At 61.5% G+C, this 20,078-nt stretch carries 20 protein-coding genes; 5 read left to right on the top strand and 15 right to left on the bottom strand.

Features of this window, described 5'->3' with window-relative positions:
• Window position 1 precedes the first annotated feature (1 nt).
• The 6 genes from BW992_RS15350 to BW992_RS15325 form a co-directional block, all read right to left on the bottom strand.
• Window positions 2-1,444 carry an aminotransferase-like domain-containing protein gene (locus BW992_RS15350; protein WP_072393273.1) on the bottom strand — a complete coding sequence of 481 codons (1,443 nt, stop codon included), beginning with the start codon at window positions 1,442-1,444 and terminating at the stop codon, window positions 2-4.
• Between the two features lie 197 nt (window positions 1,445-1,641).
• The gene (locus BW992_RS15345; protein WP_072459188.1) at window positions 1,642-2,451 is read right to left on the bottom strand and encodes an OmpA family protein; all 810 of its coding nucleotides are present in this window, start codon (window positions 2,449-2,451) and stop codon (window positions 1,642-1,644) included.
• Window positions 2,448-2,807 carry a DUF4398 domain-containing protein gene (locus BW992_RS15340; protein WP_072393279.1) on the bottom strand — a complete coding sequence of 120 codons (360 nt, stop codon included), beginning with the start codon at window positions 2,805-2,807 and terminating at the stop codon, window positions 2,448-2,450. The genes BW992_RS15345 and BW992_RS15340 overlap by 4 nt, the downstream gene beginning before the upstream one ends.
• Before the next feature lie 9 nt (window positions 2,808-2,816).
• Complete coding sequence (locus BW992_RS15335; RefSeq protein ID WP_076406500.1) at window positions 2,817-3,641, bottom strand: substrate-binding periplasmic protein; 825 nt, start codon at window positions 3,639-3,641, stop codon at window positions 2,817-2,819.
• Between the two features lie 86 nt (window positions 3,642-3,727).
• Window positions 3,728-4,657, bottom strand: coding sequence for an electron transfer flavoprotein subunit alpha/FixB family protein (locus BW992_RS15330; protein ID WP_072393286.1), 930 nt, complete (start codon window positions 4,655-4,657; stop codon window positions 3,728-3,730).
• 2 nt (window positions 4,658-4,659) lie between these two features.
• The gene (locus BW992_RS15325) at window positions 4,660-5,409 is read right to left on the bottom strand and encodes an electron transfer flavoprotein subunit beta/FixA family protein (protein WP_039760104.1); all 750 of its coding nucleotides are present in this window, start codon (window positions 5,407-5,409) and stop codon (window positions 4,660-4,662) included.
• Between the two features lie 546 nt (window positions 5,410-5,955).
• On the opposite strand from BW992_RS15325, the gene BW992_RS15320 reads away from it, so the two are divergent.
• On the top strand, window positions 5,956-7,620 hold the full coding sequence (locus BW992_RS15320) for an electron transfer flavoprotein-ubiquinone oxidoreductase (protein ID WP_072459187.1): 1,665 nt from the start codon (window positions 5,956-5,958) through the stop codon (window positions 7,618-7,620).
• A gap of 183 nt (window positions 7,621-7,803) precedes the next feature.
• Here BW992_RS15320 and BW992_RS15315 read toward each other — a convergent pair whose 3' ends face one another.
• Window positions 7,804-8,694 (bottom strand): AraC family transcriptional regulator, encoded by an 891-nt coding sequence (locus BW992_RS15315; protein WP_076406497.1) that lies wholly within the window; start codon window positions 8,692-8,694, stop codon window positions 7,804-7,806.
• A 177-nt stretch (window positions 8,695-8,871) separates the two neighbouring features.
• Here BW992_RS15315 and BW992_RS15310 point away from each other — a divergent pair, with 177 nt between their 5' ends.
• Window positions 8,872-9,924, top strand: coding sequence for an NAD(P)-dependent alcohol dehydrogenase (locus tag BW992_RS15310; protein WP_072393296.1), 1,053 nt, complete (start codon window positions 8,872-8,874; stop codon window positions 9,922-9,924).
• Window positions 9,925-9,930: 6 nt separating this feature from the next.
• On the opposite strand, the gene BW992_RS15305 is transcribed toward BW992_RS15310, so the two are convergent.
• From BW992_RS15305 to BW992_RS15285, 5 genes are all read right to left on the bottom strand, one after another.
• Window positions 9,931-10,734, bottom strand: a complete 804-nt coding sequence (locus tag BW992_RS15305; RefSeq protein WP_072393299.1) for an IclR family transcriptional regulator — start codon at window positions 10,732-10,734, stop codon at window positions 9,931-9,933.
• A gap of 59 nt (window positions 10,735-10,793) precedes the next feature.
• On the bottom strand, window positions 10,794-12,104 hold the full coding sequence (locus BW992_RS15300) for an MFS transporter (RefSeq protein ID WP_072459185.1): 1,311 nt from the start codon (window positions 12,102-12,104) through the stop codon (window positions 10,794-10,796).
• 179 nt (window positions 12,105-12,283) lie between these two features.
• A complete protein-coding gene (dgoD, locus tag BW992_RS15295) occupies window positions 12,284-13,432 on the bottom strand; it encodes a galactonate dehydratase (RefSeq protein ID WP_076406495.1) in 1,149 nt (382 codons plus the stop codon).
• 49 nt (window positions 13,433-13,481) lie between these two features.
• Window positions 13,482-14,102: a 2-dehydro-3-deoxy-6-phosphogalactonate aldolase gene (locus BW992_RS15290; RefSeq protein WP_072393309.1), complete on the bottom strand. Its 621-nt coding sequence runs from the start codon at window positions 14,100-14,102 to the stop codon at window positions 13,482-13,484.
• Window positions 14,103-14,122: 20 nt separating this feature from the next.
• Window positions 14,123-15,094 carry a 2-dehydro-3-deoxygalactonokinase gene (locus BW992_RS15285; protein ID WP_076406493.1) on the bottom strand — a complete coding sequence of 324 codons (972 nt, stop codon included), beginning with the start codon at window positions 15,092-15,094 and terminating at the stop codon, window positions 14,123-14,125.
• Between the two features lie 185 nt (window positions 15,095-15,279).
• Here BW992_RS15285 and BW992_RS15280 point away from each other — a divergent pair, with 185 nt between their 5' ends.
• Entirely contained in the window at window positions 15,280-15,912 is a 633-nt protein-coding gene (locus tag BW992_RS15280) for a glutathione S-transferase family protein (RefSeq protein ID WP_072393315.1), read from the top strand.
• Window positions 15,913-15,917: 5 nt separating this feature from the next.
• Here the strand turns inward: BW992_RS15280 and BW992_RS15275 are convergent, their stop codons facing one another.
• Entirely contained in the window at window positions 15,918-16,400 is a 483-nt protein-coding gene (locus tag BW992_RS15275) for a GNAT family N-acetyltransferase (RefSeq protein WP_072393318.1), read from the bottom strand.
• A 167-nt stretch (window positions 16,401-16,567) separates the two neighbouring features.
• On the opposite strand from BW992_RS15275, the gene BW992_RS15270 reads away from it, so the two are divergent.
• Entirely contained in the window at window positions 16,568-16,912 is a 345-nt protein-coding gene (locus BW992_RS15270) for a hypothetical protein (protein WP_072393321.1), read from the top strand.
• A 30-nt stretch (window positions 16,913-16,942) separates the two neighbouring features.
• Entirely contained in the window at window positions 16,943-17,323 is a 381-nt protein-coding gene (locus BW992_RS15265; RefSeq protein WP_072393324.1) for a Rho termination factor N-terminal domain-containing protein, read from the top strand.
• Between the two features lie 228 nt (window positions 17,324-17,551).
• Here the strand turns inward: BW992_RS15265 and araH are convergent, their stop codons facing one another.
• On the bottom strand, window positions 17,552-18,520 hold the full coding sequence (gene araH / locus BW992_RS15260) for an L-arabinose ABC transporter permease AraH (RefSeq protein WP_072393328.1): 969 nt from the start codon (window positions 18,518-18,520) through the stop codon (window positions 17,552-17,554).
• A gap of 9 nt (window positions 18,521-18,529) precedes the next feature.
• Window positions 18,530-20,074 (bottom strand): L-arabinose ABC transporter ATP-binding protein AraG, encoded by a 1,545-nt coding sequence (araG, locus tag BW992_RS15255; protein WP_072431816.1) that lies wholly within the window; start codon window positions 20,072-20,074, stop codon window positions 18,530-18,532.
• Window positions 20,075-20,078 lie beyond the last annotated feature (4 nt).

Below are 20,078 nucleotides of genomic sequence, written 5' to 3'. Positions count from 1 at the left end.
TCTAAAAGAACCCGCCGGCCGTCTCCTGGCACAACTGAGTGGCCAGCAGCCCCAGCGTCATCAAGGCCCGTTCCGCCTCGCGATTCCAGGGGATGCCACAGTTCAGGCGGATGCAGTGGTTGAACTGCTCGGTATTACTGAAGATCAACCCCGGTGCGATGCTGATGCCCTGTTGCAGCGCACGGACATGCAGTTCCTGGGTATTGACCCGCCCCGGAAGGCTGACCCACAGGATGAAGCCCCCGGTGGGGCGGCTCATCTGCGTACCCTCGGGGAAATGCTGCTGCACCGCCAATTGGAAGGCGCTGAGATTCTTGCGGTATTCCTGGCGGATATAGCGCAGGTGCCGGTCATAGCCGCCATTTTCCAGATAGGCCGCAATGCCCATCTGGGTGACGCTGCAGGCCGAGTGGGTACTGAAGGTCTGGAGCCGCTGGATTTCCTGCTGGAATTTACCGGCGATCATCCAGCCAATGCGCACGCCCGGTGACAATGTCTTGGAGAAGCTCGAACAGTAGATGACTCGGTCCAGCCGATCATAGGCCTTGAGCGCCTTGGTACGGCCCTGCTCGAACATCAACTCGCCATAAATATCGTCCTCGACGATCTGGATGTCGAAGTCCGATGCCAGGCGCAACAGCTGTTTCTGCCGCTCTTCCGGCATGGTCCCGCCAAGAGGGTTGCTCAAGCGCGTGGTCAGTACCAATGCCTTGATCGACCATTGGTTGGCCGCCAGTTGAAGGGCTTCCAGGCTCATGCCGGTCACCGGATCGCTGGGAATCTCGATGACCTTGAGCCCCAACAGATCCGCCAGTTGCAACAAGCCATAGTAGGTGGGTGACTCGGCGGCAATCAGGTCTCCCGGGCGGGTCAGTACTCGCAAGGACATCTGCAGCGCATCGACACAGCCGTGGGTGATCACGACTTCGGAGGGATCCACCACCACGCCGGCATCGCGCATGCGGATCGCCACCTGACGCCGCAACGGCTCGAAACCCGGGCTGAACATGTAGCTGAACGCCCGCGGACTGTGGAAGCGCGTGACCTTGGCCAACTGCTGATGCAGCGCTCGGACTGGCAGGTAATCGACGCTCGGCACCGCCGCCCCCAGGGGAAACACTCCTTCGCGTCGCGACTCCACCAGCACCTGCTGGATGATGCTGCTGCGGGTCACCAGGCCCGGGCGCTCCACCCGGGCGATATCCGGGGTCGACGCCGTGAGCGCAGGGGTCTGGTGCACGTAATAGCCCGATTGCGGCCGCGCCCGAATCAGCCCCTGGTCCTCGAGGTTCGCGTAGGCCTGCAACACCGTCGCGTGGCTGACGTTGAGCTGTGAGCTCATCTTGCGCACCGAAGGCACGCGTTCACCGGGCTGATACACACCACGCCGGATGTCTTCAGCCAGTTGCTGTGCAATACGTTGATAGAGCAAGAGATTGGTCATGGCGCAGCACTCGATTTCACGGGCATTTTATTCTTGTCGGAAACGATACCGGAACAGTTTAGAAGTGTACTGGGACAGTTGCCAGATTACTCGACAGTACAGTGGGTTGATAGCCCCAACTGTACTCATGATGGCTGGTTCAGAAAGCAAAAACCCGGCGCCTTTGCAGGGGGCCGGGTTTTTGGATCAGGCAAGTTTCAGCGGGCGGCGCCGAGCTGGCCCTTTTCGTCGGAAAAGACGATTTCAACACGACGGTTCTGCGCCCGCCCTCGTTCGGTAGCGTTCACATCCACCGGAAACTGATCGCCGTAGCCCTCGACCTGGATGCGTTTTTCATCGATACCCAGATCCACCAGCACGTCCGCCACCGACTGCGCGCGGTCGCGGGAGAGCTTGAGGTTCTCCTGCTTGCCTCCGGTGCTGTCGGTATACCCTTCGATGCGCACCACGCGCTTGGGATTGAGCTGCAGGAACTGCACGATCTTGAGCACTACCCGGTTGGCCGAGCTCTTGAGTTCAGCTTCGCCGGTGTCGAACAAGACATCACCGAGGGTCATCACCAGGCCGCGATCGGTCTGGGTGGTCGCCATTTCCTTGATCTGCTCTTCGAGCCATTTGCCTTGCTGCTGGACGCTGAGCAACTTGGACTCTCGCAAGGCCAACTGCAGGCGCTGGCGCTCCAGTTCGAGTTTCGCCGCGCGCTCTTCGTTGAGCACCTGGTTGGTGTGTTCCCGGGCAATTTCGCTGTAGCGCTGGCTGAGGTAGGCGTAATGCAAGACGTCCTCGCCACTGCCCCAGTATGTGGAAAGCCGATCGGCACGGGCCAGTGATTCACCGGCGCGTATCACGTCCTTGGGCGCGGCACGCAACACGTTGGAGTCTTCCTTGACCTTCTGGAAGTCGTCGCTGGCTTTTTCCAGTGCTGCCTCGCTGCGCTGCCCCGCGCAGCCATACAGACTGGCCAGCCCCAGCAGGACCAGGCTGCCCATCACATGGGAGAGTTTCATTGGGCATCCTCCCTCAATTGCTTGCGCAGGCGTGCAATGCGGGTGTTGAGCACGTTCAATTGCTCCTGGCTCTTGAGCGTCAGCACCTTCGCTTCCGCCAGGCGCGCATCCAGCTCGGCCTGCTCGGCGCGCATGCGCGCCTTCTTGTACGATTCGTCAGCCATGTTGCTCTTGGCCCGGGCGAACTTTTCTTCGGCAAGTTTCAGCTCCGGCACTTCGTCGGCGGTGGCACCCACTGCCCGGGCTTGCTCCAACGCCTGTTCGGTCAGGCGGATCTGTTCATTCGGCGCCGGATCGGCTGCGCAGCCCGCCAGAGCCAGAACGGCCAGGGCAGCGAAAAGAGGTCGAATAGTCACTAATGTTCCCTACTGTTTTGAGGCGCTGGCAGATGACTGCAACTGTGTGTTCCAGCGCTCGAGATTGCGTTGCAATACAGACTCCGCCAGGCCGGACGCGGCCAATTCTGTCATCTTTTGCGCCAGCTGTCCGCGTAGCCATGGGTCATTGCAGGCCGAGTCATGGGAAACCGCCAGGAACAGCCCCGGTTTATCCACCGGTTGCGGCATGGCCTGGAGGTCTTGCGCCATGCCCAACGTCTGCGCCATCGCCAGGCCCGAATAGCGCCCCGCCAGGACATACTCGACCTCTCCAAGCAGCAATTTCTGAAAGGCCTGGGTCAAGTTGGAGGTGCGTACCAGGGACAATTGCTGCTCTGCGAACATACCGAATGCCTGGGTCATGCGCGCCTTTTCCGACAACGCCCCGGTGTGGCCGTGGAGGTCTTCGGGGCGCTCGGCGATGAGGGGCGAATCCTTGCGGGTCCAGACCAGGTAATCGTTCTCCAGCAACGGCGGGTGGATGTAATCGAGCGAATCGAGCCCGGCGGTGGTCAGCGGGGCATCGGTGAGCAGGTCCATGCGGCCGCTGCGCACTTCCTCCAGCGCCTGGGCCCGCTTGCCGGCGTAGAGCAGTTCGACCTTGATACCCAACTCACCCGCCACTTTCGTCAGCAGGTCGGCGCCGGCACCGATGAGGTGCTTGGGGTCCTGAGGGTCCTGCCAGAGGTAGGGTGGCGCATCCGGGCTGCCGGTGGCGATCAGTCGCTCACACTTGCCGGCCGCAACGGACAGGGCCGGTGCACCTGTCAGCAACCACGCCAGCGACCAGCCAGCCAGACGATGAAGCTCCATGACGATACGCTCCCCTTGCAAACACACGATGCAGAAATAAAAAACCCGGCCAACCGGCCGGGTTCTTTATAAGTGAAGATGCCGGATCAGACCAGCTTCTCCAACTCTGGAACGGCCTCGAACAGGTCCGCCACCAGGCCATAATCGGCCACCTGGAAGATCGGCGCCTCTTCGTCCTTGTTGATCGCAACGATCACCTTGGAGTCCTTCATGCCGGCCAGGTGCTGGATCGCGCCGGAAATACCGACGGCGATGTACAGCTGTGGCGCAACGATCTTGCCGGTCTGGCCGACCTGCATGTCGTTGGGTACGAAACCTGCGTCGACCGCCGCGCGGGAAGCGCCGACGGCAGCGCCCAGCTTGTCGGCCAGGGCGTACAGGTGCTTGAAGTTGTCGCCGTTCTGCATGCCACGGCCGCCGGAAACGACGATCTTGGCAGCGGTCAGTTCCGGACGATCGGACTTGGCCAGCTCTTCGTTGACGAAGCTGGAGATACCGGCGTCATGGGCGGCGCCCACGGCTTCGATGGCAGCCGAGCCACCTTCGGCGGCAACCGGGTCGAAACCGGTGGCGCGAACGGTAATGACCTTGACCGAGGCGTTCGATTGCACGGTGGCAATGGCGTTACCGGCGTAGATCGGACGCTTGAAGGTATCGGCGCTTTCTACCGAGATGATCTCGGAGATCTGGTCGACATCCAGGGCAGCGGCGACGCGCGGCAAGATGTTTTTACCGTTGGAGGTCGCGGCTGCCAGGATGTGGCTGTAGCCCTTGCCCAACTCGGTCACCAGCGGAGCGACGTTTTCCGGCAGCTGGTGCGCGTAAGCGGCATTGTCAGCGTTCAGGACCTTGCTCACGCCAGCGATTTTCGCAGCGGCTTCGGCAACGGCGCCTGCGCCCTGACCGGCCACCAGGACGTGCACATCGCCACCGATTTTGGCAGCGGCAGCAACGGTGTTCAGCGTGGCAGGAGCCAGCGCTTTGTTGTCGTGTTCGGCGATTACCAAGATAGTCATCGTTAGATTACCTTCGCTTCGTTTTTCAGTTTCTCGACCAGTTCAGCCACCGACTTGACCTTGATGCCCGCGCTGCGTGCAGCCGGCGCTTCGACTTTCAGGGTCTTGTTGGTGGAGGCGGTGGAAACGCCCAAAGCGTCCGGAGTCAGCGTCTCGAGAGGCTTCTTCTTGGCTTTCATGATGTTTGGCAGGGACGCATAACGCGGCTCGTTCAAACGCAGGTCGGTGGTGACGATGGCCGGCAGCTTCAGGGAAACGGTCTGCGCACCGCCATCGATTTCACGGGTCACGGCAACGCTGTCGCCGGACACTTCGACTTTCGACGCGAAGGTGCCCTGACCGTAGCCGCTCAGTGCAGCAAGCATCTGGCCGGTCTGGTTGTTGTCGCTGTCGATGGCCTGCTTGCCGAGGATCACCAGCTGTGGCTGTTCCTTATCGACGACGGCCTTGAGCAGCTTGGCCACGGCCAGGGAGGTCAGGTCTTCGGCGGATTCGACGAGGATGGCGCGATCGGCACCCAGCGCCAGCGCGGTGCGCAGTTGCTCCTGGGCAGTGGTCGGACCGATGGAGACAACGACGATCTCAGTCGCCACGCCTTTTTCTTTCAGGCGCACGGCTTCTTCTACGGCGATTTCGCAGAAAGGGTTCATCGACATCTTGACGTTGGCGAGGTCGACGCCGGAGTTGTCCGCCTTGACGCGAACCTTGACGTTATAGTCGACCACTCGTTTGACAGCTACAAGAACCTTCATGGATTCCTCGTTACTCTCCGGTGAAAAGAAAGTCGCCTAGGCGAACCTGGCGGTTGATGCTCATGGGCGCAAGGGCACCTCTAAAAACGCCGGCATGAACCACACATGACCTTGCTCACGGGAGTGATGACCGTTCGTCAGTGGTGACCGATGAGTCATTCATTATCGCGGCGTGTAAACTGCGCATCCGAACACGCAATCCAGTCACTTTGTGCTGCCTTCGCCCTGTCTTTAGAGGTGCTCTTGAAACCAACAGTCAGCCTACGGCGAGCGCAAAACCGACCGTATCTTGACCGGAACGCCTATTCCGGTCAATACGGCAAAATGTCCAGCCATAAGCCGCACGTCAGTGATTTATCTGGCTTCCAGCGATTTCAAACAAACGTTTGTATTGGACGCTGAGAGTGGTGTAGATATAATGCGCCGCTCAAAGAGAGCGCCGCGATTCATCCATTGTCGCTTTCGTCATACCGATGAAGGAAACAATGGATGCAACGCCAACCTCCAATTAGAAAAAACCGCTGAGCCTTGAGTAGGAGATAGCCTGTGGAACGCGAATACATGGAATTCGACGTGGTCATCGTCGGTGCCGGCCCCGCTGGCCTGTCTGCCGCTTGCCGACTGAAACAGAAGGCCACCGAAGCCGGTAAGGAAATCAGCGTCTGCGTGGTGGAAAAAGGCTCTGAAGTTGGCGCGCACATCCTCTCCGGTGCGGTGTTCGAGCCCCGCGCCCTGAACGAGCTGTTCCCGGATTGGAAAGAGCTGGGCGCGCCATTGAACACGCCCGTCAAGCGCGATGACATTTATGTCCTGAGAAACGCCGACACCGCGAGCAAAATCCCTGACTTCTTTGTGCCCAAGACCATGCACAACGAAGGCAACTATATTATTTCCCTGGGCAACCTGTGCCGCTGGCTGGCCCAGCAGGCCGAGAACCTGGGCGTGGAAATCTATCCAGGCTTCGCCGCCCAGGAAGCATTGTTCGACGAGAACGGCGTGGTGCGCGGGATCATCACCGGTGACCTGGGCGTCGACCGCGAAGGCCATCCGAAGGAAGGCCTCTACACGCCCGGCATGGAACTGCGCGGCAAGTACACGCTGTTCGCCGAGGGCTGCCGTGGTCATATCGGCAAGCAACTGATCAAGCGCTTCAACCTGGACAGCGACGCCGATGCGCAGCACTACGGCATCGGCTTGAAGGAAATCTGGGAAATCGACCCGGCCAAGCATCAACCCGGCCTGGTGGTACACACCGCCGGCTGGCCGCTGGACATCATGGGTACCGAAAACACCGGTGGTTCATTCCTTTATCACCTGGAAAACAACCAGGTGGTGGTGGGCCTGATCGTCGACCTGTCCTACAGCAACACGTTCCTCTCGCCGTTCGACGAGTTCCAGCGCCTCAAGCACCATCCCGTGCTCAAGCAATACCTGGAAGGCGGCAAGCGTGTCAGCTACGGTGCCCGTGCCATCTGCAAGGGCGGCCTGAATTCGCTGCCGAAAATGGTCTTCAAGGGCGGCGCTTTGATCGGTTGCGACCTCGGCACCCTGAACTTCGCCAAGATCAAGGGCAGCCATACCGCCATGAAATCCGGCATGCTCGCTGCCGAGGCGGTGGCCGATCGCCTGTTCGCCGAGTCCGAAGGCGGTGATGAACTGACCGCCTACGTCGACAGCTTCAAGAACAGCTGGCTGTACGAAGAACTGTTCGCCAGCCGCAATTTCGGCGCGGCGATCCACAAGTACGGCGCCATCATCGGCGGCGGCTTCAACTGGCTCGACCAGAACATCTTCGGCGGCAAGCTGCCGTTCACCCTGCATGACAACAAGCCCGACTACGCCTGCCTGAAACTGGCGGCAGAGTGCAAGAAGATCGACTATCCGAAACCGGACGGCAAGATCAGCTTCGATAAACTCAGCTCGGTGTTCATCTCCGGTACCAACCATGAGGAAGAACAACCCTGCCACCTCAAGCTGACCGACCCGAGCATCCCGATCAGCAAGAACCTGCCGCTGTACGACGAACCGGCGCAGCGTTACTGCCCGGCTGGTGTGTACGAAGTGGTGACCAAGGAGGACGGCGAGAAGCGCTTCCAGATCAACGCCCAGAACTGCGTGCACTGCAAGACCTGTGACATCAAGGATCCTGCGCAGAACATCACCTGGGTCTCGCCGGAAGGCGCCGGCGGTCCGACTTACCCGAACATGTAAGCTGGCACGCAAGACATCGAGGCTCCCGCAATGGGGGCCTTTTTGTTGCCTGCCATCCAAGGAACACCACAACCCAATGTGGGAGCGGGCTTGCTCGCGATGACGGCAGCCCATTCAACCTTGATGCAAACTGAACCGCCGCTATCGCGAGCAAGCTCGCTCCCACAGGGGAACATCACTGGCTCAGGCGGCGCGCTCATCTGCGGGACTGTGTTCGAAGTAGCGCTTGTACTCCCGGCTGAACTGCGAAGAGCTCTGATAGCCCACCTGATGCGCGACCTGCGCCACGCCCATGCCCTCGACCAGTAGCAACCGCTGCGCCTTCAGCAAACGCAAACGCTTGAGGTACTGCACGGGTGAGAGCAAGGTGCTGCGCTTGAAATGTTCATGAAACGTCGAAGCGCTCATGTTGGCGCAACTGGCCAGTGTCTCGACGTTCAGCGGTTCGGTGAAATGCGCATGCAGATGACTCAGGGCCGCGGCAATCCGAGCGAATTGCCCATGCTGCTCCACCAGCGCTCGCAATACGTCGGCCTGAGGCCCGCGCAAGGCGACGAACAGCAATTCCCGCAGTCGCGCCTGGCCCATGACCTGGCACTCCAGCGGATCGTGCAAACAGTGCAACAGCCGTTCGACACACCCTCGCATCGCACCATCGAGCGCGGCGCTGGTCATGGATTCCGGTGTCTGCGCCGCCAGGCTTCGCCCCGGCGTCAACCCCATGGCCAGCACCAGTTCCCCCAGCATCGCCCGATCGATCGCCACGGAAACCCCGAGCAACGGAGCATCGGGCATGGCATAGGTTTCGCACTCGAACGGCACCGGCAACGCCTGGATCAGGTAGTGCCCGGCGCCATACTCCATTGTGCGAGGTCCCAGGTAAGCCAGTTTGCTGCCTTGGGCAATGATCACAAGGCTTGGCTCATAGAGCTGCGGCCCCCGGGCGATGTCCTGGCTGCACCGCAGCACTTGCACACCCGGCAGCGATGTAGGGATGAAACCGTCACGGGTCGCCAGGGGTTCGATCAGTGAAACCAGCGCCGCATTGGCATCGAGATGGCGGGTCAACAACATGGTAGGAACTTCACGCAAAAAGGGATGGGAACATCATCGCAGGTCTGGCGTCACATAAGACTGATCCACGGCCAAGGTCGGAGGATTAGGCATGACACCCGTAGGAATCGCCATCGCCCCATGCCGCCACGGCACCCAGAATAGATCGCCTCTGTTCACAGCCTAGCGAGGTTCATTATGTATACCGCCATCGGATATGCCGCCCAATCGCCCACCACTCCCCTCGCCCCGATGAAATTCCAGCGCCGTAGCCCGCAGGCTGACGACGTGGCCATCGACATCCTCTACTGTGGCGTCTGCCACTCCGATATCCACCAGGCCCGCAATGAATGGGGCATCGCCGTCTACCCACTGATGCCCGGTCATGAGATCGTAGGCAAAGTTACCGCGGTCGGTGCGAATGTGACCCGCTATAAGGTCGGTGACCTGGTGGGCGTTGGCTGCATGGTCGACTCCTGCCGCGAATGCGAGGCCTGTCGCGCCGACCTGGAACAATACTGCTACCAGGGCATGACGCAGACCTACGCCAGCCCGGATCGCATCAGCGGCGGCCACACCATGGGGGGATACTCCAACAGCATCGTGGTCAGCGAGCATTTCGTGCTGCGCATACCGCAGACACTCGACCCGGCCGCTGCCGCGCCGATCCTCTGCGCCGGCATCACCACCTACTCGCCCCTCAAGCACCACGGTGTGAAGGCCGGCGACAAGGTCGGCGTGCTGGGCATGGGTGGGCTGGGCCATATGGGCATCAAGTTCGCCAAGGCCATGGGTGCGGAAGTGACCTTGTTCACCCGCTCGGCCGGCAAGGCTGAAGAGGCCCGTCGCCAGGGCGCCGACCATGTGATCGTATCCACCGACCCTGCGCAGATGGCCGCTGCCGCCGGACGCTTCAACTTCCTGCTGGACACCATTCCGGTACAGCACGACCTCAACCCCTACCTCGACACGTTGCGTTTCGACGGCGTGCACATCCTGGTAGGCCTGGTGGAACCGATCGATCCGCCGGTCCATGCCGCGAAACTGATCATGGGTCGTCGCGTCCTGGCCGGCTCGTTGATCGGCGGCATCGCAGAGACCCAGGAAGTGCTGGACTTCTGCGCCGAACACAACATCAGCTGCGACATCGAAATGCTCGACATCCGCCAGATCAACGAGGCCTACAGCCGCATGATCGCCGGTGACGTGAAGTACCGCTTCGTCATCGACATGGCGACGCTCAAGGCCTGATTTTCCTCAGACCTTGGCGCCCAGCTCCGCCGACAGCCGGGCTGTGACCCCTTTGACCAGGGGAATCAGCTCGGCCATTTTTTCCAATGGCATGTACGGCACGGTGCTGGCGATGCTGATACCGGCGACAATACGCTTGCCGGCGTCGCGAATCGGTGCCGCCACACAACGAATCGACGGTTCGTTGTCCTCCAGGTCGAACGCGTAGCCCCCCGCCACGTACTCCCGCATCCGCTGCTGGAACTGCTCCCAGGATTGCTCCTGATGCTGCGGCCAGAACTGATTTTTTCCTACTGCCGGCAAGCTGATTTCATACAAGCGCTGCCATTGCTCCTCAGTGTCGTCCAGCATCAGCGCCTTGCCGATCCCCGTACGCGCCAACGGCATGCGATGCCCCACCCGCGAGCGCATCTCCGGACCATTGCGTCCCGGATTCTTCAGCAGGTACAAGACCTCGTCGCCCTCGCGAATCGCCAGGTGCACGGTGTCACCGGTCAACGCCGACAGCTCGTCCAGATACGGTCCCGCCAGGCTCACCAGGGGCAATTCCTCCCGGGCCTGGAAACCCAGCTCGATCAGTTTCGGTCCCAGCAGATAACCCACCTGCGGCACCACTCGCAGGTACCGCTCGTCCACCAGGCAACTGGCCAGGCGATGGGTCGTGCTGCGGGTGGTACCGATCAGCCGGGCGATTTCCTTCAGATCCCGGGCGCCACTGGCAACCGCATGGACCACACCCAGGCCGCGCAGCAGGGTTTGCGTGCCAGTAGGCGCGGCGTCCTTGGTGATTTTTGGATCGTCTTGCTGCATATCCGGCCTTCGACTGTGAGCGGGGAACGGGCGGCATTATGGTCGCCCGCCCCGTCGGACTACAACTCGATGCGCTCGACCTTCCCCACCAGCAGGATGTAGGACAGCGCGCCAGCCAGGGCCAGGACAGAGATATAGGTGATGGCCGGGGCAAACGAATCGCCGCTGGCGAGGAAGCCAATGACGATCGGCGTCGCGATGGCCGCCAGGTTACCGATGAAGTTGAACACCCCTGCGGTCAACCCGAGCAATCGCGCCGGCGCCAGGGTGGAAACCAGCGACCAGGTGATCGACGCCAGGCCATTGCCGAAGAATGCCAGGGCCAGGAACGCGATCACCAGCGGCGTCGACTCGACAAAGTTGGCGCCGATGATCGAAGTGGAAATCAGCAACCCACCGATGATCGGCAACTTGCGTGCGAATCCTACCGTGGCGCCGCGACGAATCAGCCAGTCGGAGAAGAAACCGGAGCACAGCACGCCGACAAATGCCGCAAGGAACGGCAACGACGCCAGTAGGCCGGACTTGATGAAATCCATGCCACGGTATTTCACCAGGTAAGTGGGGAACCAGGTGAGGAAAAACCACAGCGTGGAGTTGAGGCAGAACTGCCCCAGGTAAATGCCCCACAACTTGCGTTGGGTCAGCACGATCCCCAGGTCGGCCCAGCTGAATTTCGCCTTCACTCGGGCAGTCTCGGCCTGGATATCCACCAACCCGCCGCCTTCGCGAATCAGCTCGATCTCTGCGGCGTTGGCGCCTTTGAAGTCACGTGGTTCGCGATACACCGCGTACCAGATCACCGCCCAGAGAATCCCCACCGCGCCGGTCACCACGAACACCATGTGCCAGCCGAACGTGTGCTGCAGCCAGGCCAGCACCGGCGTCAGGAATGCCAGGCCGACGAACTGTCCGGAGGTATAGAAACCGATGGCCGTGGCCCGCTCGCGCTCAGGGAACCAGGTAGTGACGACACGACTGTTGATCGGATAGGCCGGCGCTTCCAGGGCGCCGACGGCCATGCGCAGCACGAACAAGGCGATGAAGCTGGCGGCGAACCCCAGCATGACCGTGGCCACCGACCATAGCAGCAGCGCGACGCTGTAGAGAATGCGCGGCGGCACCCGGTCCACCAGCCAGCCACCCGGGATCTGCATGGCGGCGTAGGTCCAGCCGAACGCCGAGAAGATCAGCCCGACATGGATCGGGTCGATGCCCAGGTCACTGGTCAGTGCGGGGGCGGCAATGGACAGGTTGCTGCGGTCCAGATAGTTGATCACCACCGTGATGAACAGCAGGACCATGATGAAAAAACGCTTGCGGCTGGGCGTCACCAACGACGCTTGCGCGCTCAGGGTGTGCGCTTGCATGTGAGGTGCCTCTTTTTTATGTTTATTGAGGAAACGGGCGTATCGAAGAAGATCTCCCTGCTTGCGAAGATCAAATTGTGGGAGCGAGCCTGCTCGCGATGAGGGCGTGTCAGTTGGTGCATGTGTAACTGATACATCGCCATCGCGAGCAAGCTCGCTCCCACAGGGTCAGGCCTGACTTACCATTCGGCGAAACTGCCGTCGGCATGACGCCAGATCGGATTGCGCCAGCGATGGCCGACGGCCGCACGCTCGATTACGTATTCCTCGTTGATCTCGATACCCAGGCCCGGGCCATTGGGGATTTTCACGAAGCCTTTCTCGTAGTCGAACACCCGCGGATCCTTGATGTAGTCCAGCAGGTCGTTGCTCTCGTTGTAGTGGATACCCAGGCTCTGTTCCTGGATGAACGCGTTGTAGCAGGCCGCATCCAGTTGCAGGCACGCCGCCAGGGCGATGGGGCCCAGCGGGCAGTGCAGCGCCAGCGCCACGTCGTAGGCTTCGGCCATGTTGGCGATCTTGCGGGTTTCGGTGATGCCGCCGGCATGGGAGGCATCCGGCTGGATGATGTCCACGTAGCCTTCGCTGAGTACCCTCTTGAAATCCCAGCGGGAAAACAGCCGCTCGCCCAAGGCGATCGGCGTGCTGGTCAGCGGCGCCAGTTCCTTCAACGCTTCGTAGTTTTCGCTGAGCACCGGCTCCTCGATGAACATCAGCTTGTAGGGGTCGAGTTCCTTCATCAGCACCTTGGCCATGGGCTTGTGGACCCGCCCGTGGAAATCCACGCCGATGCCGACGTTCGGCCCCACCGCGTCCCGCACCGCCGCGACGTTGGCAAGGGCCAGGTCGACCTTTTCGAACGTGTCGAGAAACTGCAGTTCTTCGGTGCCATTCATCTTCACTGCGGTGAACCCCCGCCCCACGGCCTCCTTGGCGGCGCGTGCGGTGTCCGCCGGCCGGTCGCCGCCGATCCATGAATAGACGCGGATCTTGTCGCGCACCTGGCCGCCCAGCAGATCGCTGACCGACACGCCCAGGGCCTTGCCCTTGATATCCCACAACGCCTGGTCGATACCGGCCAGGGCACTCATGTGCACCGCTCCGCCCCGGTAGAAGCCGCCGCGATAGAGCACGGTCCAGATGTCTTCGATATTGCGTGGGTCCTTGCCGATCAGGTAGTCGGACAATTCCTCGACGGCAGCCGCCACCGTGTGGGCGCGCCCCTCGACCACGGGCTCGCCCCAACCAGTGACGCCTTCGTCGGTTTCGACCTTGAGGAAGCACCAGCGCGGCGGAACGATAAACGTGGACAATTTGGTGATTTTCATCGTGTTGTCTCTCTTGTCGGATGCAGCGCACGGAGCGCCGGAAAAATCTTCAGTTCAAGGCTTTCCACGCGGCCACGTATGCCTTGGCGCGCACCGCCACCTCATCGGCCGTCAGGCCTGGTTTGAACAGACCGGAGCCGAGGCCGAAGCCCTTCACGCCCGCCTCGACGAACGGCGTCATGTTGTCGGGTGTGATTCCCCCCACTGGCACCAGCACGGTCCCGGCCGGCAATACCGCGAGCCAGGCCTTGACCACCGCCGGGCCCATTTGCTCGGCGGGAAACATCTTCAATACATGGGCGCCTTCGGCCAACGCGGCAAACGCCTCGGTCGGGGTGGCGACCCCGGGCGACAGGTACAGCCCCGCCGCTTTCGCCGCCCGCAGCACCTTCGGATCGCTGTGAGGCATGACGATCACCTGGCCGCCAGCGGCTTTCACCCGGGCAACCTGCTCCGGTGTGAGCACCGTACCGGCACCGATCAGGCAATCGGCGGGCAAGGTACTGCGCAGGATGCGAATACTTTCGTACGGTTCGGGGGAGTTGAGCGGCACTTCGATGACTCGGAATCCGGCCTCGTACAGGACGTGGCCGATGGCTGTCGCTTCCTGGGGACGCAGACCGCGCAGAATCGCGATCAACCCGTTTTGCGCCAGGGCTTGTGTGAGCATTGTCAGACCTCCAGTCAGGTTCAGCGGCCAAGCAGCCCGGCCGCCACGGCCAACTGCCACAAACCACGTTCGGTGGCCTGTTCGGCCAGGGTCACCCGGGCGAAACCGCAGGCGTCGAGGGCCCGTTGGTAACGGGCACAGAGTTGGGAATTGCCAATCAGCACCACCGTCGGCAGATGGACGCTGTTGCGGCGTTGGCGCTGCACGGCGGCCAGTGCCGTCAGTTCGTGGCCGATCAACAGGCCGGACAGGTAGTCCGCCTGGGCACCGGCGGCAAGTTCGCCGGTCAGGCCCAGGCTGCGGGCACTGAACACGGTGGATAACGGGCCGGCCTGGCCATCCGTCGACAAGGCCACGTGCACGCCCCGGTCAAAGGCCTGAGCGTCGAAAGCCACGCCTCGTTGCTGGGTACGGCCGAGAATGCTGTGGTCGCTGAGCACGGCGAAGATCTCGCCGGTCATGAAGGTGTCGAAGTGCACGATGCAGCTGTCAGCCACTTCCACCCATTTGGAGTGGCTGCCAGGCAGGCCGATCAGCACGGCTTCGTTCGGCAGGCTGTGCAAGGCGCCCAGCACCTGGGTCTCTTCGCCGCGCATGACATTGGGCAGCCGCGAACGCTGGATCACCCCCGGCACGATGTGTACATCGACACCACGCAGGCTGCGGATGGTTTGCAGGGAGTGCCCGAGCTGGGCGACATCGGCTGGCGTGTCGCAGTAAGGTGCCTCGCGCCAGCCCTGGGCGCTGCCGACCATGCCGCAGGCGATCACGGGCAGGCCTGGTTGCGCGTCGAGCCAGTCGCCGCAGGCCTCGTCGAACGCCAGTTCGAAACCGTCCGTGCAGGCCTGCCCGGCCACCGTTCGCGGCCCGGCAGGCAATTGCATGATTCCCGAGGATAACGAGCGCTGTTCGAGCACCTCGCCTCCGTCGGCGAGTTTGTATGCCCGTAATGAGGTGGTCCCCCAATCGAGCGCGATCAATTGCGCCTGCATCCGCTTCACCTGTTCTGTTTTTTGGCAGTGAGTGAACGGACTATAAACCTGGGCGCAGCAAAATCTCAATATATAAATATTGATCCCATATATAGGGATAAGCTTTGATTAAAGCCCATCGCTATCCGCCAACGACCCTGCTAAGTTTCCTGATCGGATGCCTTAGCCACTCAGGGAAAACGTTTATGGGCCAACTGCTGAAAATCCTTGGTCGCACCTCCTCGATCAATGTCAGAAAAGTGCTGTGGACCTGTCAGGAACTTGAGATCCCCTACGACCGTGAAGATTGGGGCATCGGTTTCAATTCCACCCACGACCCTGCATTCCTGGCCCTGAACCCCAACGCCCAGGTGCCGGTGATCATCGACGAGAACGGCGTGCTCTGGGAATCGAACACCATCTGCCGCTACCTGGCAGGCAAGCAAGGGCGCGATGATTTGCTGCCTGCCGAACCTGCAGCCCGGTCACGAATCGAGCAATGGATGGATTGGCAGGCGACGGAACTCAACCCGTCATGGGGTTATGCATTCCACGCCCTGGTACGCAAGAACCCGGATTTCCAGGACCCGCAGCGCATCGCTGCCGGTATCAAAGGGTGGAACGAGAAGATGGGGCTGCTTGAACAGCAGTTGAACCGCACCGGCGCCTACGTGGCCGGCAAGGACTTTTCCCTCGCGGACGTGCTCATCGGGCTGTCGGTGCACCGCTGGCGCCAGACGCCCATGGAACGCCCGGACTACCCGGCAGTGGCCGCCTATTGCAAGCGACTGGAACAGCGACCGGGGTTTGCCGAATACGCAGGCGACACCTATTGCTGAGGCGTTCAATTGCCTTGGGCGAAGTCCCGCAGCACCTTGCCGTCCATTCGGTAGCGCACCCATTCCTCCTGGGGTTGCGCGCCGAGGGACTTGTAGAACTCGATGGCCGGCGTGTTCCATTCCAGCACGCTCCACTCGAAGCGACCGCAGTCGTTGTCGCAGGCGATCTTTGCCAGGTGGCGCAGCAAGGTCTTGCCCGCACCGCCGCCGCGCTGTTCAGGCGTGATGTACAAGTCTTCCAGGTACAGGCAATTGCTGCCCAGCCAGGTCGAATAGCTGAAGAAAAACACCGCGAAACCGATCGGCACACCGTCGCGCAGGCAGATCAGCCCGTGGGCGGTCGCGCCTTCGCTGAACAGGCTGCGCTCGATGTCGGCGACGCTGGCGATGACTTCGTGGCGGGCTTTTTCGTAGTCGGCCAACTCGGTGATGAAGGCAAGGATTTGAGGCGCATCGCTGGGTTGCGCGGGACGGATCTCGATCGACATGAACGGCCCTTGTAGCCAATGGAAAGCGCCATACTAAGCCGCTACGCAGCGCTCGTCACACCTCAATGATCCCGCCCTTCAAAACGCCATTCGTCGCCCATACGGCACCAACGCCTATCCCGGGCAGCCCAAGATCAGGCAAGTATCCGAAAAATGGAGGCGACACCATGATCACTGCAAGGCTGACTGCATTCACATTTGCCGCATTGCTTTCCTCGGTGGCCCTGGCGGCTTCCACCTCCGGAACCGGCCCCACCGACCCGGTACAAGCACCCAACTCACCGGCGACCCAGGGCCTGCCCAAGTTGAACACCGACGGCACAGGCGGCACCTTGAACAACGGCCAGCCTCCGGCCACCGGGACCGATCCACGCGTGCAGGGCAACGACACCGGGCGCCAGGGTGGCTTGAACACCCCCGACACCAACACCCCCGACAACGCCGAGACCGGCGTGGGTTCCAAGACCACCACCGGGGGATCGGGCTCGGAAGGTGGCGCCGCCAGCCAATAACCGCTGAGCGACAGATGAGGAGGAATTGGCATGCCTCGTGGAAGCAAAGACAAGTACACCGACAAGCAGAAACGCAAGGCCGAACACATCGAAGAGAGCTATGAGCAAAAAGGTGTGTCCGAAGGCCAGGCCGAGGCGCGGGCCTGGGCAACGGTGAACAAGCAGTCCGGCGGCGGCGAACGCTCCGGCGGGTCGGGCAAGAAAAAACCCGCCGAGCAGAAGAAAACCGACCGCAAGGAATCGGCCCGACGCGCCGCCAAGACCCGCGAAGGACATCCGCGTACCAGCAAGGCCTCCCATGAGGCGCAGACCGTGGATAGCCTGATGAAGGAGGCCCGGGCGAAGAACATTCCCGGCCGATCGAAGATGCGCAAGGAGGAGCTGATCCAAGCGCTGCGCAAGGCCGGCTAGTAAGCGGCAACACGCCATCGCGAGCCGGCTCGCGATGGCGTTGGGTCAACTGACGATGAGGTCGAGCCACCCTTTTCCCAGGCTCTACGAAAAGCCTTTGATACTCATCCATGCAGCGTTGAAAACGGCCTCGCCATGCTCATGTACTCCAGCACTCTGCGCTTGCTCGGCTGTTCTCCCGTTGCCTGACCTTTGTCTCAAGACTCTTCGTACGGAGCCTGGCAAACCTCAGCGTTGCTTCATCCGGTCGATGACCACCGCCAACAGCAGGATCGAGCCACGGATGACGTACTGGTAGAACGTGTCGATGTTCTTCAGGTTCATCGCGTTCTCGATGATCGCCAGGATCAGTACCCCGGCGATGACGTGGCGAATCATGCCGATGCCACCGCTCAACGACACCCCACCCAGGACGCAGGCGGAGATCACCGTGAGCTCGAACCCCTGGCCGATCATCGGTTGGCCGGAAGTCATGCGCGACGCCAGGATCACTCCCGCCAGCGCACCGATCACGCCATGCACGGCGAAGATGATGATCTTGGTGCGGTCGACATTGACCCCCGCCAGCAAGGCCGCCTCCTGGTTGCCACCGATGGCCATGGTGTTGCGCCCATAGGTGGTGTAGTTCAGCAGCCAGCCGAAGAACAGGAAGCAGACGATGGTGATCAGGATCGGTACCGGAACGCCGAACAGTTGGCCGTTGCCGTACACGAAGAACGCTTCCTGGGACACACCCACCGCCTTGCCATTGGCAAAGATGTAGGCCAGGCCCCGGACGATCTGCATGGTCGCCAAGGTAGTGATCAACGCATTGACCCGCAGCTTGGCGATGACGATACCGTTGATGAGGCCGACGATCAGCCCCATCACCAACGCCGCGCCGATGCCCAGGAAAACGCTGTTGGTGTCACGCATCACCACCGCCGCCACCACGCCGGCGCAGGCGATCACCGAGCCGACCGACAGGTCGAAGTGCCCGGACGCCAGGCAATACAGCATGGTGCACGCGGCGATGCCCGTGGTGGAAATCGCCAGGCCCAAGCCCCGCATGTTCAGCGGAGACAGGAAGTTGTCGATCATCAGGGTGCAGAGCACGAAGATCCCGATGGCCGCCAGCAGCATGACCCAGTCGTCCAGGAAACGCCGCAGGTCCAGGGGTTTGCGCGCCGTCGGCAGTGCATTGTTTTGAATGGTCATGATTACCTCTCAGTTCGCCGCGTCGGCAACGCGTTGGCGTGGCAGCGCCAGTTGCAGCAGGTTGGATTCATTGGCCTGGTCACGGGGCAGTTCGCCACGCAAGGTCCCTTCGCAGAGCACCAGGATTCGGTCGGAAATACCCATCACTTCCATCAGGTCGCTGGACACCACGATCACGGCGATGCCATCGGCCGCCAGGTTGTGGATGATCTGGTAGATCTCGGCCTTGGCCCCGATATCGATGCCACGTGTCGGCTCGTCCAGCAGTAGCACCTTCATCGGCATCGACAGCCAGCGACCGAGGATCGCCTTCTGCTGATTGCCACCGGACAGGTACATGATTTTCTGCCCGGCTGTCGGCGTCTTCACTTTCAGCGCCTTGATCTGCTTGTCGGCATTGCCTCGTTCCCAATCGCCCCGCAGCAGGCAGCCGAGGGTGGAATGGGACGCACGGGCGCTGATGTTGATGTTCTCGCCCACGCTGCCCAACGGAATGATGCCTTCCTTCTTGCGGTCTTCCGGACAGAGCAGCACGCCGGCGGCGATGGCATCCCTTGGAGAACGCAATTTCAAGTCGTGGCCGTGCAGGACGAGGCTCCCCTCGCTCTGGCGTTCGAGGCCGCTGAGCAAACGCAGCAACTCGGTACGACCGGCGCCGACCAACCCGAACAGGCCGAGGATCTCGCCCTGGTGCACCTGGAAACTCACCGGCTCGCGCAGGCCCGGCCCCAGCAGCTCTTTCACTTGCAGCGCCACGTCACCCCGCTCCCGCGGGCGGTAGTCATAGATGTCCTGGATATCGCGACCGACCATGCAAGTCACCAACTGGTCATGGGTCAACTCGCTCATGTCCTCGAAGGTACGCACGTAGCGACCGTCCTTGAACACCGTCACCGCGTCACAGATACGGAACACTTCTTCCATGCGGTGGCTGACGTACAGCACCACTTTGCCCTCGTCCCGCAGGCGCCCTATGATCGTCATCAAACGATCGATTTCCCGAGCCGAAAGGCTGCTGGTGGGCTCGTCGAACGCAATGACATGGGCGCCCCGGGACAAGGCCTTGGCGATCTCCACCAGTTGCCGCTGGCCGAGAGACAGGCGACCGACTTTCTCCAGCGGATCGATTTCATCGGCCAGGCCCTTGAGCAACGATAGCGCCTGCTGGCGCAGCACGCTGCGATTGACCAGGCCGAAACGGGCCGGCAGGTGCCCCAGGAACAGGTTTTCCGCCACGGTCATTTCCGGCACCAGGTGCAATTCCTGGTGGATCACCGCCACACCGCTGGCGATGCTGTCGGCGGTGCATTTGAACGCCATCGTCTGCTCGCCGATCTGCAACTCGCCACTGCTGGGAATGTAGGCGCCACCGAGAATCTTCAATAACGTGGACTTGCCCGCGCCGTTCTCGCCCATCAAGGCATGGACCTGCCCCGGATGGGCAACGAAACTGATATTGGCCAGCGCCTGCACGCCAGGAAAGGCCTTGCCGATCCCATTGAACCGCAGGCTGGCGCCGGTGTTGTGTTGTTGTGTCGCTGTCTGCGCTTGCATAACC

It is taken from the genome of Pseudomonas sp. 7SR1, from assembly GCF_900156465.1.
Lineage (GTDB): Bacteria > Pseudomonadota > Gammaproteobacteria > Pseudomonadales > Pseudomonadaceae > Aquipseudomonas.
This window is presented reverse-complemented; position numbering and strand designations above follow the sequence as displayed.